The organism is Promicromonospora sp. NPDC052451, from assembly GCF_044547525.1.
Lineage (GTDB): Bacteria > Actinomycetota > Actinomycetes > Actinomycetales > Cellulomonadaceae > Promicromonospora.
The window spans coordinates 323,300-339,533 of sequence record NZ_JBIUAP010000003.1 but is presented as its reverse complement, the minus strand read 5'-3'; the positions used below and the strand labels follow the sequence as shown (position 1 = coordinate 339,533).

General features: G+C 73.4%; 9 protein-coding genes. 4 read left to right on the top strand and 5 right to left on the bottom strand.

Annotation, left to right across the window (positions count from 1 at the left end; translation table 11 throughout):
* Position 1 precedes the first annotated feature (1 nt).
* Both ACIG47_RS07220 and ACIG47_RS07215 read left to right on the top strand, forming a co-directional pair.
* Positions 2–3,385, top strand: a complete 3,384-nt coding sequence (locus ACIG47_RS07220) for a TIR domain-containing protein (RefSeq protein WP_397430238.1) — start codon at positions 2–4, stop codon at positions 3,383–3,385.
* A gap of 44 nt (positions 3,386–3,429) precedes the next feature.
* Positions 3,430–4,281 (top strand): prephenate dehydratase, encoded by an 852-nt coding sequence (locus ACIG47_RS07215; protein ID WP_397430237.1) that lies wholly within the window; start codon positions 3,430–3,432, stop codon positions 4,279–4,281.
* Positions 4,282–4,303: 22 nt separating this feature from the next.
* Here the strand turns inward: ACIG47_RS07215 and ACIG47_RS07210 are convergent, their stop codons facing one another.
* The 4 genes from ACIG47_RS07210 to ACIG47_RS07195 all read right to left on the bottom strand — a co-directional run bounded on the left by ACIG47_RS07210 (position 4,304) and on the right by ACIG47_RS07195 (position 11,368).
* Entirely contained in the window at positions 4,304–7,732 is a 3,429-nt protein-coding gene (locus ACIG47_RS07210; protein ID WP_397430236.1) for an ALF repeat-containing protein, read from the bottom strand.
* A gap of 24 nt (positions 7,733–7,756) precedes the next feature.
* Positions 7,757–8,299, bottom strand: a complete 543-nt coding sequence (locus ACIG47_RS07205) for a hypothetical protein (protein WP_397430235.1) — start codon at positions 8,297–8,299, stop codon at positions 7,757–7,759.
* 102 nt (positions 8,300–8,401) lie between these two features.
* Positions 8,402–10,345, bottom strand: a complete 1,944-nt coding sequence (locus ACIG47_RS07200; protein ID WP_397430234.1) for a trypsin-like serine protease — start codon at positions 10,343–10,345, stop codon at positions 8,402–8,404.
* Between the two features lie 198 nt (positions 10,346–10,543).
* Positions 10,544–11,368, bottom strand: coding sequence for a sigma factor-like helix-turn-helix DNA-binding protein (locus ACIG47_RS07195; RefSeq protein WP_397430233.1), 825 nt, complete (start codon positions 11,366–11,368; stop codon positions 10,544–10,546).
* 204 nt (positions 11,369–11,572) lie between these two features.
* Between ACIG47_RS07195 and mptB the strand changes: the two genes are divergently transcribed.
* Complete coding sequence (gene mptB, locus ACIG47_RS07190; protein WP_397430232.1) at positions 11,573–13,027, top strand: polyprenol phosphomannose-dependent alpha 1,6 mannosyltransferase MptB; 1,455 nt, start codon at positions 11,573–11,575, stop codon at positions 13,025–13,027.
* Positions 13,024–14,544: a hypothetical protein gene (locus tag ACIG47_RS07185; RefSeq protein ID WP_397430231.1), complete on the top strand. Its 1,521-nt coding sequence runs from the start codon at positions 13,024–13,026 to the stop codon at positions 14,542–14,544. The genes mptB and ACIG47_RS07185 overlap by 4 nt, the downstream gene beginning before the upstream one ends.
* Positions 14,545–14,676: 132 nt before the next feature.
* On the opposite strand, the gene ACIG47_RS07180 is transcribed toward ACIG47_RS07185, so the two are convergent.
* Complete coding sequence (locus ACIG47_RS07180) at positions 14,677–16,191, bottom strand: multicopper oxidase family protein (RefSeq protein ID WP_397430230.1); 1,515 nt, start codon at positions 16,189–16,191, stop codon at positions 14,677–14,679.
* Between the last annotated feature and the right edge of the window lie 43 nt (positions 16,192–16,234).

Genomic DNA, 16,234 nt, shown 5'->3' with positions numbered 1-16,234 from the left:
GTTGACCACGATCTTCGTCTCGTACCGGCACGACGACACCCGCCAGGAGAGCGTCCGGTACCACGAGTACCTCCGATCGCTGAACCACGTCGTGTTCCTCGACGACGAGGCCATCCCGCCCGGCGCCGACTTCCCGCCCGTGCTGTGGGAGAGCATCCGGCGGTCCGACGTCGTGCTGGCCCTCATCGGGCCGCGCTGGGCGGCCGGCGGCCGTATCACCGCACCGGACGACTACGTGCGCCGGGAGGTCGAGCTCGCGCTCGACCTGGGCAAGAAGGTGATCCCCGTGCTGGTCGACGGCGCGGCCGTGCCCCGGGCCGAGGACCTCCCGCCCTCCCTGGCCCGCCTCGCCCACCTCAACGCCGAGACCGCGAGCGGTCCCGGCCTCGCGTGGCTCGGCGCCGCGATCGAGGAGGCGACGAGCGACGGGGCCTGGGACGGCCCGTCGGTCCATCTCGCGAACCGTGTGCGGGCCCTGCTCGGTGCCGCGGGCCTGGCGACGTCGGCGATCCGGTCGGCCGGCGTGGCCGGACCGTGGTTCGTGGCGAGCGGGTCACCCGGATCCGGCGGCTGGCACCGGCCCGGGGACGACAACGGCGGCGCGGTCCTGGTCGCCTGCACCACGAGCGAACCGCGGGTCGCGGACCTCACCGGGCTGCCTGCGGCCGCGGAGGCCGCCGGCGCCGGGCGCGCCGTCCTGGTGGTGGACGACCGCACGGACCCCGACGCGCTCCGGTCGCTGCCGCCCGTGCCCGGCACCCGGGTGCTGACCCTGCACGACCTCGTGCGCACGCTGGCACCGCTCGACCCCTACGTCACCTGGCTGCGCGAGACCTACGGCGCGAGCATCGCCCGGGTGGCCGACTCGTTCGTCGACCTGTCCGCGGCCAAGTCGGAGCGGCAGGCCGACGGCGCGGAGATCGCCCGCTCGGCGCGCTCCTCGCTGAGCACCACCGTGGACAAGTGGCGGCGTGACCGCAGCGGCACCCAGCTCGCGCTGCTGGGCGACTTCGGCAGCGGCAAGAGCTGGTTCTGCCTGGAGCTCGCCCACGAGCAGCTCGGCCGGCTCGACGCCGACCGCGTCCTTGCCGAGACCCGGCTGCCGGTCCTGGTACCGCTCCGGGAGGTGCCGCCGCCGAAGCAGGACGCCGCCGGACGGTCGGACTGGTCGGCGCTGGGCTTCTTCGAGAGCTTCTGCGCGCGGCACGGCATCCCGCGGCCCGTGGCCGCCGTGCTGGAGGAGCTGAACGACCAGGGCCTGCTGCTCCTGCTGTGCGACGGCTTCGACGAGATGCCCCGCGCCGCCGACGAGACCGTCAAGGAGGCCTTCGACCGGCTCCGCACGCTCGCCGGGCGCGAGAGCAAGATGGTCGTCACCTCCCGGATCAACTCGTTCCGCGACGTGGACGAGGAGGCCGGGGCGATCCTCGGCGACCCGGCCCGGCGCTTCGACATCCTGTACCTGCGCGACTTCAGCCGCTCCCAGATCCTGGACCTGGTCAAGGCCCGCCACCCCGCCGACTGGCCGAGCCGGTGGACCGTCATCGAGGGCACCTACGGGCTGCTCGACCTGGTCCGGCGGCCGTTCGTGCTGAACATGGTGCTGGAGATCCTCCCGGCCCTGCGCGGCCGGGGACGCACCCGCGCCACGCTCGCGGCACTGTACGAGGAGTACACGCGCCGGTGGATCGAAGAGGTGGGCGGCGGCCGCCCTCGCGCCGTCGGCCCCGCGGACCGCAAGCGCCTCATGCAGCGCCTCGCGTGGAACATGTTCGTGCGCGACACGCTCGAGGTGCTGCCCGAGGACGTGACGGCGCTGGTGGCGGCCGAGAACCTGGTGCGGCTGCCCGGGTTCCAGGAGGCCGTCGAGGCCGACCTGACCACCCAGACCTATCTGCTGCGCGATGCGCAGGGACGCTACCGCTTCGCCCACAAGTCGTTCCTGGAGTACTTCGTCGCCGACCACGTGGTCACCGAGCTGGCGGAGGGCCGGTTCGACGTGCTGGCCGCCCGGACGCTGTCCCCGGAGATCGTCGCGTTCCTGGCGGACATGGACCTCGACCCGCAACGCCTGTACGACCACCTCGACCACGTGCGGGCGCACGGCGACGACGAGTACACGGCCGGCAACGTGCTGTCGCTGCTGCACGTGCACGGCTTCTCTCTCAAGAACGGCAACTTCTCCGGGCTCGTGATCAGGAACGCCGACGTCTCCGGCGACAATCTCGAGCGTGCGCGGTTCACCGGATCCGTGCTGGAGTCCCTGAACGTCACCGACGCCCGGCTGGTCCGGGCCGACTTCACCGACGCGCGGTTCGTGGACCTCATCCTCGGTGTTCGGTCTCCGGCCAAGGGCGTCGCGACGGGCCCGGGTGACGAGCGCGCAGCGACGCTCTTCGACAACGTCGTCCTCATGGACCCGCAGGGGCGGTCGCGTGCCCGCCTGCGGGGTCCCAAGGACTCCCTCACGAGCGTGGAGATCAGCCGGGACGGTCGACTGGTCGCGGCAGGCAGCTTCGACCGCACCGTCTCGGTGTGGCGCGTCCCGGCGCCGGCCACCACCCGCACCCTGGTGCCACCCGCCCACGACCCCGTCCGTGTACTGGCGGGGCACACGGCCACCGTCTACGACGTCGCCTTCGACCCGGCGGGCGACTACATCTACACGGCGGGCAGCGACTGCACGGTCAAGGCCTGGTCGCTGACCGACGGAGCAGAACGCTGGTCGTCGCGCACGCACGAGAAGACCGTCTACTCCATCGCCGCGGCTCCCGACGGGACCCGGCTCGCGACGGGCAGCTTCGACGACACGGTCGGCCTGTGGCGGCTGCGGCGCGACCCGATCGACGGCCCCCAGCCGACCGGTGTCGACCGCCTGCACGGTCACGAGGCGCTGGTCAACGGTGTGGCGTGGAGTCCCGACGGCCGGACCGTGGCCTCAGCCAGCAACGACGGGACCGTCCGCCTCTGGGACGGAGGCACCGGCGCGGCCCGCGTGGTGCTGACAGGACACGAGACGATCGTGTGGACCGTAGCGTTCAGCCACGACGGTCGGCTGCTCGCCAGCGGCGACTCCGACGGCGTCATCCGCCTCTGGGAACTGCCGCCCGACGGCGGTCGCCCCGCCCTGCTGCGCGTCGTCCAGGCGCACACCGCGGCCGTCTGGAAGCTGGCGTTCGGCTCCGCCGACGACGTACTGCTGACCGGCAGCTTCGACCGCACCGTGAAGGCCTGGGGCACCGCCGGATGGACGGAGGAGAGCAGCCTGGACCTGTCGGCGGACCGGAACCAGAAGATCGACTGCCGGTGGATGAAGATCACCGGCGCGCGCGGCCTGAGCCCTCTGCAGGAGAAGTTCCTCCAGGACAAAGGTGCGCGCCGTTGAGGCGGACGCACCCGGGCCCATCCGGAACAACACGAGGAGGACCCGTGGCCATCGGCTATCTCGGCCCCGAGGGGACGTTCACGCACGCAGCCGCCCGGCAGCTCTGCCCGGGTGGCGACCTGACACCGCTGGCGACTCAGGCCCAGGCGATCGCGCGGGTGGAGGACGGCACGCTGGAGGGTGCCGTCGTGCCCGTGGACAACACCGTCAACGGCGTCGTGCTGCCCACCTGGGACGCGCTCCTGGGCACCACACGGAGCCGGATCGTGGCCGACACGCTCGTCCAGGTGACGTTCGACGCGTACGCGCTGTCCGCGGACGTCGTCCCCGAGGTCGTGGTCTCGCACCCGCACGCGCTGGCACAGTGCGCGGGGTACGTCGCGTCGCTCGGCGTACCCACGCGCGCGGCGTCGTCGACGGCGGAGGCGTGCGCCTCGCTCGCGCCCGGCGAGATCGCGATCGCCGCGCCCGTCTGCGCCGAGCTCTACCCCGTGGCGACCATCGCCACCCGGGTCGAGGACGGTGCGGGCGCCACCACGCACTTCGGCCTGGTGGCGCGCGAGGACCGCACGCCCGGTGCCGAACGGTGGACCAGCGTCTTTGCCGCGCTGCCCGCACGGAACGAGCCAGGCAGCCTCGCAGCGCTGCTGGCGCCGTTCGCCGACCTGGGGTGCAACCTGGAGAACATCGTCGCGCGACCCGTGCGCGGGACCTCCGACTACGTGTTCCTGCTGTTCGTGGCCGACGTCGACGCGGAGCGGGAGGTCGGGCTCACGCGGGCCCTGCGGTCGCACTCGACGGCGGTGTCGCTGCTCGGACGGCTGGAGCGGACCAAGCCGGGCGGGGACAGCGCGACGACAGGCGTCCCCGCCCGGCTGGCGGGCGGGGACGCGTGAGACGTGCACGGGGGTTGAGGACCTACCAGGTCAGGAAGCCCTGGAAGGTGCTGGCCCCCGAGCCGATGGCGTCGCCCAGCTTCAGCTTCCGCAGCGTCCGCTCGACCACGTCCTGGCCGACGTCCGGTACCGTCTTCTTGATCAGCTTCTCGATGATCTTTCCCTTGGTGTAGTAAGACGCCTCGACCACGAAGGACGCGCGAGCGTCCTGGTACTGCTTGCTGTCCTTGCCGTACTGCCGCCGGGACGCCCACGAGTTCAGGCCGGACTCCAACAGAACGAACGCGCCGAACGTCTCTGAGGCGAGCATCGCGTATTTGTCGGTACCCCACGTCTTCGCGAAGATGCTCCCGTCGACCGCCGTCTTCACGGTGCTCGTCATCGTGGCGGAGTGGCTCCAGATCTGCGCCCAGTTGATCCCCGTCCCCGACCAGTCAGGCGCGTCCGGGTCACGGCCCTCGTAACAGTAGACGACGGCATCGCCCGAGGTGAGGTCCTGGAAGTCCTCCCGGGGATCGGTCACGAGGTCCTCGTGGCCCTGCTTCCGCTCCGCCTCCTGCTCGGTCTTCACCGCGTCCTCCTGCTGCTTGCGCACGTACGCGACGATCGCCGCCTGCTGGGCCGCGGTCGCCGCCGCGGCGGCGTCCTGGCCCGCGGCGAGCGCGGCCGCCCGGGCGCTGGACGCCGAACGCTGCGCTTCGGACGCCGACACGGCGGCCGAGCTCGCCGACACCATCGCCTGCCGCACCGCGTAGTTCGCGGTCCGGCGCGCCTCCTGAGCCACGGCGGCCGCCTGGCGTGCCGACGCGGCAGACTGCCGGGCTGCGTCCGCCGACTCCTCGGCGGCATCGGCGTGCGACCGCGCTCTGGTGGCAGACACCTGGGCCTGCGCCGCCCAGGACGCCGCACGCTCCCGCCACATCCTCGCCTCGTCCGCCGCTCCGTTCGCCGTCGCCGCCGCGTCCGACGCACGGGCCGCGTCCGCCCAAGCTTCCTCCACGGTCACCGCGGCGCGCGCGAGCATGGCGTCGATCGCGGAGCGGTGCGCCTCGCGGTCCTGGTCGAGCCGCGCCATGTGGGGCTTCCCGGACGTCACGAACGCGTGCCGCATGGCGGTCGTCCCGTCGAGCGCGATCTGGGCGGCCCCCTGGGTGTAGGGCCCGCCGGTGTCCAGCAGCGCGAGGATCTCCGCCCGTTCGTCCTCCCTGAGCGCCACGAAGAGCCCGTTCTTCAGGAAGTTCTGCAGCACGGCCGGCCGCCCGTCGTCCAGAGCCGCCTCGGCGGCGGCCCGCACGGCACGACCCGGATCCTCGGCAAGGATCTCCAAGATGCTCGCCCGGTTGTCGTCCACGCCCGCTACGGCCGCACCGCCCCGGACGAACGCGCGCACCGCGTCCTCGCTGTCGCCGGCCAGCACCGCTGCGGCAGCCCGGGTGACGGCCGCGGACGACGCGGCGGAGATCGCCTTCGCCGTCTCCCGGTCGTCGAGGCGCAGGGCGCTGACACGGTCGGTAGCGATCCACACGAGCGCGTCGTCGTCGGAACCGGCCAGCATGCGCTCGGCGGCCGTCCTGGTCCAGGTGCTCGGTGAGTCGAGCAGCAGCACGGCCGCCCGGCGCCCCGCGTCGAGCGCCGTCGAGGCGTCCCCGTCCGCGTGGGCGGACTCCGCCTGGCCGATCAAGGCCCGCAGCTCCTCGGACTGCAGTGCTGCCTGGGTGCGGTCATGGCTGGCCCGGGCGATCCGGGTCGCCTCCTCCTCCGCGTCCGCCTGTGCCCACTGAATGGCCTGCGCAGCATCGTCCGCCAGGCGGTCGAGCTCCGCCTGCGCCGCGTCGGCTGCCACCGTGACGGCCTGGCCGAGCGCGGTCTGGGCCGCCGTCGCGGCGTCACGAGCCGCCTGCGCCGCCGTATCCGACCGTTTGGCGTACTCGATCGCCTCGCCGGCATGGTCCGCCGCCTCGTCAGCCGCCGCTGCCGCGTTTCGCGCGTGCGTCGCAGCGCCCCGGGCAGCGTCCCGGGCCGACTCCGCGGCCTGGGCCGCCTTGCCTGCGAGGGCCGTCGAGATCTGTGCCGCGCTCGTCGCTCGTTCGGCCGCCGCGTCAGCCTTCGCCGCCTGGCGACGTGCCTCGGCCGCCTCGCTCTGCGCGACCCCTGCCGCGTCAGCCGCAGCTGACGCGGCCAACGCCGACTCGGCCGCGTTGACCGCCGCCGACGCCGCGGCATTGCCCGCGGCGGACGCGTTCCACGAGGCGGTGGCGGCCGCGTCGGCCGCGCCGGCGGCCGAGTCGGCGAGGACCGCGGCGTCACGGGCCGCCTCCGCCGCCTGACGTGCCGCGCCGGCGTTCGCGGCGTCCTTGGACGCCGCGATGGACGTGCTGTAGGCGCGGGCGGCAGCGCGACTCGCCGCTCCTGCGGCGGACGCCGCCGCCTGGGCGGCACGCGTCGCGCGGTGTGCCGCCGACTGCGCCACCCGGGACGCGTCGATCGCGGTGGTGGCTGCCTTCGCCGCACCGTTGGCCGCTCGTGCGGCACGCTTCGCCGCACGGGCCGCACGAGCGACATCGTCGCCCGCCGCCTCCGCCTCTGCCTTCGCCTCGAGCGCCGCCGCCTTGGTCCGGGCCGCGGCGTCCACGGCCCGCTCGGACTGGAGCACGGCGTCGTCGGCGTTGCGGTTCGCGCGCCGGCTCTCGTTCTGCACGATCGTGAGGAGCTGTTCGATGGTCGCCGCTTCCTCGTCCCGGGCCCTGGCGATGTACTGGCCGGTGACCAGGAACCACGTGATGGCGTCCGGGTCGGCGTCGTCGAGCGCCCGCTGCGCGTACTCGGCGACGTGGGGCGTGGCGGTGCTCAGGATGCTGAGCACCTCGGCCCGGTCGTCCTCGTCTTGCGCGTCGTACTGGCCGTCTTCGACGAACGCGCGCAGCGCCGCGGTGGTGCCGTCGTCCAGGGCCGCCTGGGCAGCCCGGCGCACGGCGGTGCCTCCCGTGCTGTGCATCGACAGCACCTCGGCGCGGTAGTCCTCCTGCACCGCGCCGCTGAAGCCGCCCGCCAGGAAGCTGGCCACCGCGGCGTCCCCGCCGTCGAGCGCAGCGCTGACCGCCGCCCGGACCGACCGACCGGAGAACGCGACGGAGTCGAGGAGCGCCGCGCGGTTGTCCTCCGCCGTCGCGGCGGCCAGACCCGTGGTGAGGAATGTCGTGACGTCGGCGTCGCTGCCGGTCAGGACGGACGCCGCGGCGTCCCGGACGGCCCGGCCACCGGTCTTGTAAGCCCAGACGACACGGCCGCGGTCCGTGTCCGGCAGGCCGGCTCCCTCAGGGATGTCGGACGACCCCGTCAGGGCGACGGCGGGCGTGGCTGCGCACGTCAGTCCCGCTGGGAGAAGAGGGATGAAGGCCGCGCCGGCCATCGTGGTCAGCACCTGACGTCTGGTCCAGTGCACAGGAGGCATGGTGATTCCTTTCTGTCGGCGTGGTCAGATGCGGATCTCGACGAGGGTGTAGTCGAGCCCGTCGTGTTCGGCGGTCTCGCCGATGGGAGTCCAGCCGTTGGGCGCGGCGTCGTAGGTATGGGTCTCGCCGTCCTGCGTCATCGTGACCTGGGCGTCGAAGTTGCCGGTGCGGATACCGTTCGTCGCAGGGACGTTGACCTTGAGGTATCCGGTCGGGCCGTCGACCCGGAAGCAGATGTAGTCGCCGGCGCCGTCGCCGTCGTAGTCCGGGAAGCCCCGGCCCTGGAGCCGGAGGTTCGCGTCCGTTCGCCCGGTGCAGTCGCCGAGGTAGACGATGTGGCCGTCACCACGGATCAGCTCGATCCCGTACTGCGCCACCTCCGCCTGCACGGCGGCCGGATAGCTGAAGTCCTCCACCGCGGACGGCGGCAGATCCTCGGCCGCGATCCCCGTCTGGGTGGCGTCGGCGTTCACCGAGAAGGCGAACAGGGCTCCGGCCGCCACCGCGGCGGCGGCCAGCATCCCGAGCGCGGCCCGCGGCACGGACCGGTTCATCGTGACGTTCATTCGTCTCTCCTTGCAGGTCAAAGAGGCAGGTCAAAGAGTTTTGGGTCCGGGTGGTGCGGCGGAGGCTGGGTCACGCCGCACCACCCGGGGTCTGGGGTAGGCCTACCAGCGCCCGCTGGCCAGGCCGGTGCCGACCTGGATGTTCTTGAATCCGGTGCTGGTGACGGTCTTGCTGTACGTCAGCGTGACCTTCCCGGTGGCGCCGACGGCGATCTCCGGGTTGACGTAGAAGCTGCTGTCAGCGCTGGGCGTCGCCGTCATCGCCGGGAGCGTGCTGGCGGTCGCGCCGTCCGCGGTGAAGCCCTGGACGAGCACGTCGCCGCTGGCACGCATCGCCAGGACCACACGGCGCTGGCCGTCGACGCCCACCCTCGGCTGTGCCGCGCGGAGCGACGACAGCGTGACCGGCCCCGGCGTACCGCCCGCGGTGAACGACCGGAACGCCACCTGGTCGGACCCGTTCTCGTTGGTGTGCCAGGCCACGGCAAAGTGCCCGTCGTAGTTGGCCGCGATGCTCACGTCCCGCTGCACGCCCGTCCGGTTCGTGCTGACCACGTAGCCGGGCAGCACCTCGGCCCCGCTCGGGGAGAAGCCACGCACGGCCACGTCCACGTCGCCGTTGACGTAGTAGTCCCGGTCCCAGGCGACGATCGCGTTGCCGTTCGCGCCCATGGCGACGTCGGGGTTGCGGCTGCTGCCGTTGGTGCTGACCTGCTTGTCCCAGGCCATGCCGGAGCCCACGCTGTTGAAGTAGGCCACGCGCACCGTGTTGCTGTCCGTGGACCCGTAGTAGCCGTACTCGTAGGCGACGGCGAAGCCGAGCCCGTCGGGGTCGATGGCGATCCGCGGCGTGATCATCTGCCGAGTCATGGCGGAGTTGACGTCCTGGTCGCCGTTCTGGGTGCCGGCGGAGTCGAACGACTTCACCCGCGCCTCGGACGTCCCGTCCCCGTCGTAGTCGGCCATGAACGCCACGATCGCCGTGCCGTCGTTCCGGATGCCGACGTCGGGGTGCCGGAACCTCCAGTTCGTCGGCTGGTCGTAGACCGTGACGGCCTTCGTGAACTTGGTGACGCCGTTCTGGTAGACCTTCAGCCAGACCCGGGCGTGCAGGTCGTCGGCCGGGTCGGCGCCGTCGTCGCCTGTCCACACCACCGCCGTCCAGGTGCCGTTGTGCGAGACGGCGACCGAGGAGTTGTTCTGGTGGACCGTGGAGGTGCTGTGCGCGGCCGACCACGTGACCGGGTAGTGGTTCGCCACCAGGTCCAGGGCCCAGGCACGCACGTCGGTGACCATCGTGGCCACGGCCCCGGTCCGCGTCTCGGCGGGGTCCGCGCCGAAGCACCCGGCCTGCCAGGACCGGGTGCTCACAGCGACCAGCGATGTCTCCCCGGACACGGTGCGCAGCACCGGGCCGCCGGCGTCCCCAGCACAGACCGCGGCACCGGCCTGCCCGGTCAGCGCGACGTCGCCGCCGGTCACGGAGTCGACGGCGAACTGCCCGGACTTCAGGTGCAGCGGCGCCCACTCGGTGGCCGTGCGCCCGTAGCCGAGCGCGGTGAACGTGTTGCCCGCCGCGGGCGCCGTCACGCCGAGGGTCACGGGCGTGACGCCCGCCACGGGCGTCTCCAGCCGGGCCATCATCAGGTCACGGGACTCGTGCGGCACCAGCTCGACCACCGCGCGGACGGCGCCGGCCGTCGTGGTCAGGTCCGCACGTCCGACGGTCGCCGTCACCGGCTGCGCCGGCTTGCCCGACGGCGGGTCGCCGGCGCCCGGCGTCGCCTCGAAGCAGCTCGCGGCCGTCAGCACCCAGCCCGGTGAGACCAGCGCACCGCTGCAGGCCCGGGCGCTGTCACCGGTCCCGATCTCCAGCCGGACGGCGAACCCGTGGTCCGCATCGGCGCCGACGACCGCGCCCGCCGGCGCCGCGGCCGTCACGGCCAGCGCGAGCGCGGACGCCACCACCGTCGCCGTCCTGAACGTCTTCCTCAACCGGTGCGCGACACCAGCACCCGGCCCGCGCGCGGGGATCTTCGGTCTCATTCTCTTCCTCGGTCCCGGGGAACCCGCTGCGGACACGTCCGAGCAGGCACGATGCCCACGCATCGCCGGAGCAGAGGATGCACGGGGCGACGGGCGGTGCGTTGCAGCAACCTGCAACGCGCGCGCCACGAACCGGGACGACGGCGCGGCCGACCGGGTGAAGTTTCGCCGGGCCCCGCGTCCCGCCGCGGTGCGCCGTCAGCCGCCGAGCGGCCCGATACCCAGGCGCTCGCGCAGGCGCACCCCGGCCACGAACCGGTTGGGTGCCTCCAGCATGCTCAGGACCAGGGCGATCTCCGTGCGCACGGTCCGCACGCTCACCCCGAGCTTCCGGGAGATCTCCTCGTCCGAGGAGCTGGTCAGCATCAGCGCGATGACGCGACGCTGCCGCACGGTCAGGTCCGCCAGAGCCGCGGTCTCGCCGTCGCAGGGGTACATGCCGCTCACCACCGCGTCCCAGTACCCCCGGGCCGCCGCCAGGCACGCCGGGTCCTCGACCTCGATCACGGTCATCTCGCCGCCGACGTTCGGCCCGTCGAGGAGCACGCTGCGCCGGTCGATGATCTTCAGCGGGACCGGTGCGTAGCTGAAGAAGTACGCCGAGGGATCCTCACCGGCCAGCATGAGGCGGACGTCGGCATCGAGGCCCAGACGGTGCCACACGCTGGTCATCCGCAGGCCGCGCTCCATGTGGTAGGTGTTGTTCGGCAGGCTGACCGAGAGCTGCTCGACCGTGCCGGAGCTCCGGATCGACTCCAGGACGCGCCAGGTCCCCGCCGCCTTGGCCATCGCCACGTTGATCTCCTGCGCACCGCGCCCGAAGTACCGTGCGGCGACGCGCTGGCCCCGTTCCATCGCGCCCACCACCCTGGAGCGTTCCACCTGCAGGCGCGTCAACGCGTCGATCACCCGGAGGCGAAAGGGCCGCGTGAACCCGCCCTCGTGACCGAACGCCGAGAAGTCCAGGTTCAAGGACTCGGGCACCTCTCCACCCGCACTCGCTGCCGCGACGACACCCATCATGCATCTCCCTCGACATCGACCGGGGAAGGGCTTCCTCCCACGATCACCACGGACACGGTCCCATTATCGGCGGCCACCGTCACCGGCCACAGCAAAACCCCGGTCTCCGCCACGAAACCTGTTCGCGGAGCGGACACCCCACGTTGTCATGACGTTCTCGTACTGGTCGACGGCCCGTACCCCTGCGCCCCTAGGTTCTCGAGCGTGCTGACCCGTGGCGTCCTCGGAAGCGTGCTGGTCCTGCTCGGCGGACTGGTGGTCTCCCCGCTGCCGCGGTCCGTACCGATCCTGGGCGGCGAGCAGCTCGCCGTCCTGCGTGAGCACACCGCCGGGCGGATGGTGGGGCTGGCCGTCGTCCTGGTCGGGCTCGGCCTGCTCGCCCACGCCTGGCTGGCCCTGTGCCGCTCCGTCGCCGGCGCCGGTGACGGAGCGGCCCAGGACGTCGCCCTCGGCCTGGTCCGGCGGGCCGCGCTGCTGTGGTCCGTGCCGCTGCTGCCCGCTCCCCCGCTCTTCTCCCGCGACGGCTGGTCGTACGCCGCGCAGGGGATGCTGGTCCAGGTCGGGGTGTCGCCGTACGAGCACGGCCCGGGGGTGCTGACCGGCCCGATCGTCGAGGCCGTGGACCCCCGCTGGATGGCCACGCCCGCACCCTACGGCCCGCTGCCGCTGATCTTCGGTGACCTCGGCGCCGGTCTCACCGGCAACCCGTGGGCGCTCGTGGTGGGCCACCGGATGGTCGCCCTGATCGGCCTGGTCCTGCTGGCCTGGGCCGTGCCGCGGATGGCCGCGTGGACCGGTGCCGGCCCCGCGCTCGCCTCCGCCGTCGTGCTCGCCTCGCCGCTGATGGTCGCGAACGGCGTCGGCGGGCTGCACAACGACCTGCTCATGGTGGGCCTGATGGCCGCGGCGCTCGTGGCCGCCGTCGAGCGCGGGTGGGTGGCCGGTGCCGTGCTCGGGGGCCTGGCCGCGGCCGTGAAGCTGCCCGGCGGGCTGATCTGTGTGCTCGTCGTCCTGGTCTCGCTCCCGGCCGGAGCCCTCCTCGTGGACCGGCTGCGCCGCACGGCGCTCGTCGCGGCGGTCTCGGTGGGTGCCCTGGTGGGCACCGGCCTGCTGTGGGGCCTCGGCGTCGGCTGGGTCGACGCGCTCGGCGTGCCCGCGAGCATCGACACGCTGCTCTCGGCGCCCACGCAGGTGGGAAGGGTGCTGGACTGGGCGTCCGCGACGCTCGGGACCGGCCTGCAGCCGACCGCGTTCCGGGACCTGGTCCGGACGCTCGCGATGGTCGCGCTCGTCGCGCTGGCCGGCTGGACGGTGCTGCGTCGGCCTACCGGTGACCCACCGGGCGCGGTGCGTGGCGCCGCCGTGCTCGTGGGCGCCACGCTCCTGCTCAGCCCCGTGGTGCACCTGTGGTACCTGCTCTGGCTCGTGCCGTTCCTCGCGGCACTCCGGCTGGGGCGTGCGGGCACGGCCGCGCTCGTCGCCGTCTGCGTGCTCGCCGGTCTCGTGGCGCCGCTGGACTCCTCGCTGCACGGGGCCTACCTGGCCGTCGTGGGCGGCGCGCTCACCGTCGCGGCCCTGGTGGCCGTGCTCCTGCTCACCCGGCACGGCCGCGAGCGGGTGCGCACCATCGCCGAGGCCGGCCTGGTCAAGGTCCCGTGACCGGCGCTCTCGCACGGTTCCTCGCAGACCCGCGCCGCGCGGCGGTCGGCGCCGCCGTCCTCGCGGCGCTGCTGCTCTCGGGCACCGTGCTGCTCACCGACCCGCCCTACGTCACCGGGGACGAGCCCCCGCACACGGACTACGCCTACCAGGTGTGGCACGGCGAGCTGCCCGTCTTCGAGGAGGGGCTGGAGCTGCGGCCCGACGGCGCCCGCCTGGCCCCCGTCCAGTGGACGGCTCAGCACCCGCCGCTCTACTACGTGCTCGTCGCACCGCTCGTCGGTCCCCTGGCCGACGCCGGGCACCCCGTGGCGGCGGTCTACGCCGCGCGGGCCGTGAACACGGTGCTGGCGGGACTGTTCGTGCTCGTGGCCTGGTGGAGCGCGGGCCGGATCTGCCACCCCGGAAGCATGCTGCCCCGGCTGGTGGCCCTGGTGGCCGCCCTGGCGGCCGCGGTCGCGCACGCGGGCGGGAACGCCTTCAACGACCTGGTCGCCGCCCTCTGCGTGACCACCATGTTCGGGGTGGGCGCGACGGCGATCCGGCGCGGGCCCGGTACGCGGCTCGTCGTCCTGCTGTGCCTGCTGGCCGCGGCCTGCTCGCTGTCCCGGCTGTCGGCCGCGATCATCGCGACGGTGATCACGGCGTTCGTCGTGCTGGCGGGGTCGGTCCGGGCCGCCCAGGGCCGCGGACGGTGGGCCCCGGTCGTGGGCCTCGCCGTCGGCGCCCCGGCCACGGTGCTGGCCGCCGCGGGCTGGTTCTACGCGCGCAACCTGGCCCTGACCGGGAACATCCAGGGGTCGCACTTCGACTGGGCACTGGCCAACCAGGTCCGGGAGGTGCGGCCCGTGTGGGAGGTGGTGCTCGACCCGGTCATCTGGGCGCGGCTGCCCGACCTCTTCTGGTGGGCCGGCCGCGTGCCCCCGGCCACGCCCTACTCGGCGACGACCCTCACGCTCACCACGCTGCTGCTCCTGTGGACCCCGCTGGTCATCGCGCTGCTGCCCCACGTGGCCCCGGTGCTGCGGCGGCTCCGGGGCGGGGCGCTCGCCGGCCGCACCGCACCGGCCCCGCGGGCCGTCCTCCCGGAGGTCGACGGCGCCGTGCCCGCCCACCCTGTGCCCGCCGGCGCCGCCCACGTCGAGCGGCCCGTGGACCGGCTGCTCGTCACGCTGCTCCCCTGGGCCGCCGTGGCCGTCTCGGTGTCGGTGCAGGTGCTGTACACGGCCGCCAGCGGGGGCGCGTACCCGCGCTACCTGCTCCCCGTGGCGCTCCCGGTCTTCCTCGGCGTGGCCGCCGGGCTCGCCCGGCACCCCCGGATCCTCGTGCCGCTCTGGGGCGCCGTCGCGACGGCGGACCTGGTGAGCTGGCTGGTCGCGGAGCTGACCACGCCGCCCCAGCCGGGGCTCTACGGGGAGCCGACGGCGCTCGCGGCCGTCGTCGGCGGGCTGGCCGTCTGCGCCTCCGTCGTCGCGATCCGGGCCGTCGTGCGCACGATCCCGTCCGCACCCGGGTAGGATGCCGTTCATGCTTCCGGCGCTCGCGCGCCGGCGGGATCCGAATGAGACAGCGGATCGAGACGCCCTCACCCTTCCACACGGTGAGGGCGTCTTGTCGTCGAGGCGAGCGACGTCAGCACCCCGGTCCGGTCAGGTGTGGTCGTGCCCGCCGGGCACGGCACCGATGTCCTGACCCTCGTCGAGCACCACGAACTGGCCCATCATCCCGTCGTCCTCGTGCTGCAGCAGATGGCAGTGGTACATGTACGGCACGTTCGGGTCGGTGTGGTCGCTGAACCGCATCGCCAGCCGGTACCTGCTGCCCGGCACCAGCAGGACCGTGTCCTTCCAGCCCCGCAGGTGGGGCGGCGGGACGGCGCCGTCGACGGTGAGCACCTGGAACTGCACGTCGTGCACGTGGAAGTTGTGGACGTAGCCGTTGTCGTTGGTCACCTCCCACACCTCGACGGTGCCCACCTGGACGCCGAAGTCGATCCGGTCCATCGCCATGGACCGGCCGTTGATCTGGTCCGAGGCCAGCACGAAGGAGCGCTCGGCCGTCGCGGCGACGCCGTCCAGGTCCGGCGCCTCGCCGAGCGTCGCGGGCAGCACCGTCTCGTCGGCGAGGTCGTCCGCGGCGCGGAACCGGCAGATGTCCAGCCGGTCGGCGAAGCCGTCGAGCCGCCCGGACGTGCCGCCGAGGTCCGGCGACGGGTAGGAGCGCAGGTCGACGGTCTCGCCGGGCGCGAACTCCACGACGATCTCCGCGCGCTCGCCGGGCGAGAGGTGCAGCCGGTCGGTCTCCCACGGTTCGGCCAGCAGCCCGCCGTCGGTGCCGACCAGCGCGAAGCGGCGGCCGTCGGAGAAGCCGAAGTGGTACAGCCGCGCGTTGGAGGCGTTGAGCAGCCGCAGCCGCACGAGCCGCGTCGTGACGTCGAAGAAGGGGCCGAGCGTGCCGTTGACGAGGATCTCGTCGCCGATCACCCCGAGCGATCCGGCCAGCGGCAGCCGTTCGACGAACTGGTTGTCGCCGTCGAACGCCCGGTCCTGGACGATCATGGGCACGTCGTCGACGCCGTAGGTGGCCGGCAGGTTCAGCGCCTCGGCTCCCTCGCCGACCGGGTCGTCGACGATGAACATGCCGCTCAGGCCCCGATAGGTGTGGTCGGCGGTCGAGCCGTGCACGTGCGGGTGGTACCAGAGCGTGGCCGCCCGCTGGTCCACGGTCCACCGCGGCGTCCACGTCCCGCCCGCCGCGACCGGCTGGTGCGGGCCGCCGTCCATGGCGGCGGGCAGGTGCATGCCGTGCCAGTGCAGCGAGGTGGCCTCCTCCAGGCCGTTGTGCACGGCCAGCTCGACGGCCTGACCTCGGCGGGCACGGATCGTCGGGGCGAGGTAGGTGCCGTTGACGCCCCAGGTCCGGGTGGGCGTCCCTGCCTTGAGCTGCGTCCGGCCCGCCTGGACGTCGAGCGCGAAGCGCACCGCGCCCGACGTCCCGGTCGAGGGCTCGGCCAGGGGCGGGATCCGCAGCGGGGTCGCGAAGTCGACCTTCCCCACCGTGTCCCGCCGCGCGGCCGCGTAGTAGACGCCCAGGCCGCCACCGCCGGCGACGAGCGCGCCGCCGAGGCCGAGGCCGATGATCTTGAGGACAGTACGTCGTTCCATGGGAGGAACTTCCCGCGTCGGCGCGGGTGGTCGCGTCGGTGAG

What these genes read in the sequence shown, in the direction of transcription:
- ACIG47_RS07210 (WP_397430236.1), bottom strand. Translation starts at nt 7,732, where the DNA reads ATGCCTCCTGTGCACTGGACCAGACGTCAGGTGCTGACCACGATGGCC.
- ACIG47_RS07205 (WP_397430235.1), bottom strand. Translation starts at nt 8,299, where the DNA reads ATGAACGTCACGATGAACCGGTCCGTGCCGCGGGCCGCGCTCGGGATG.
- ACIG47_RS07200 (WP_397430234.1), bottom strand. Translation starts at nt 10,345, where the DNA reads ATGAGACCGAAGATCCCCGCGCGCGGGCCGGGTGCTGGTGTCGCGCAC.
- ACIG47_RS07195 (WP_397430233.1), bottom strand. Translation starts at nt 11,368, where the DNA reads ATGATGGGTGTCGTCGCGGCAGCGAGTGCGGGTGGAGAGGTGCCCGAG.
- ACIG47_RS07180 (WP_397430230.1), bottom strand. Translation starts at nt 16,191, where the DNA reads ATGGAACGACGTACTGTCCTCAAGATCATCGGCCTCGGCCTCGGCGGC.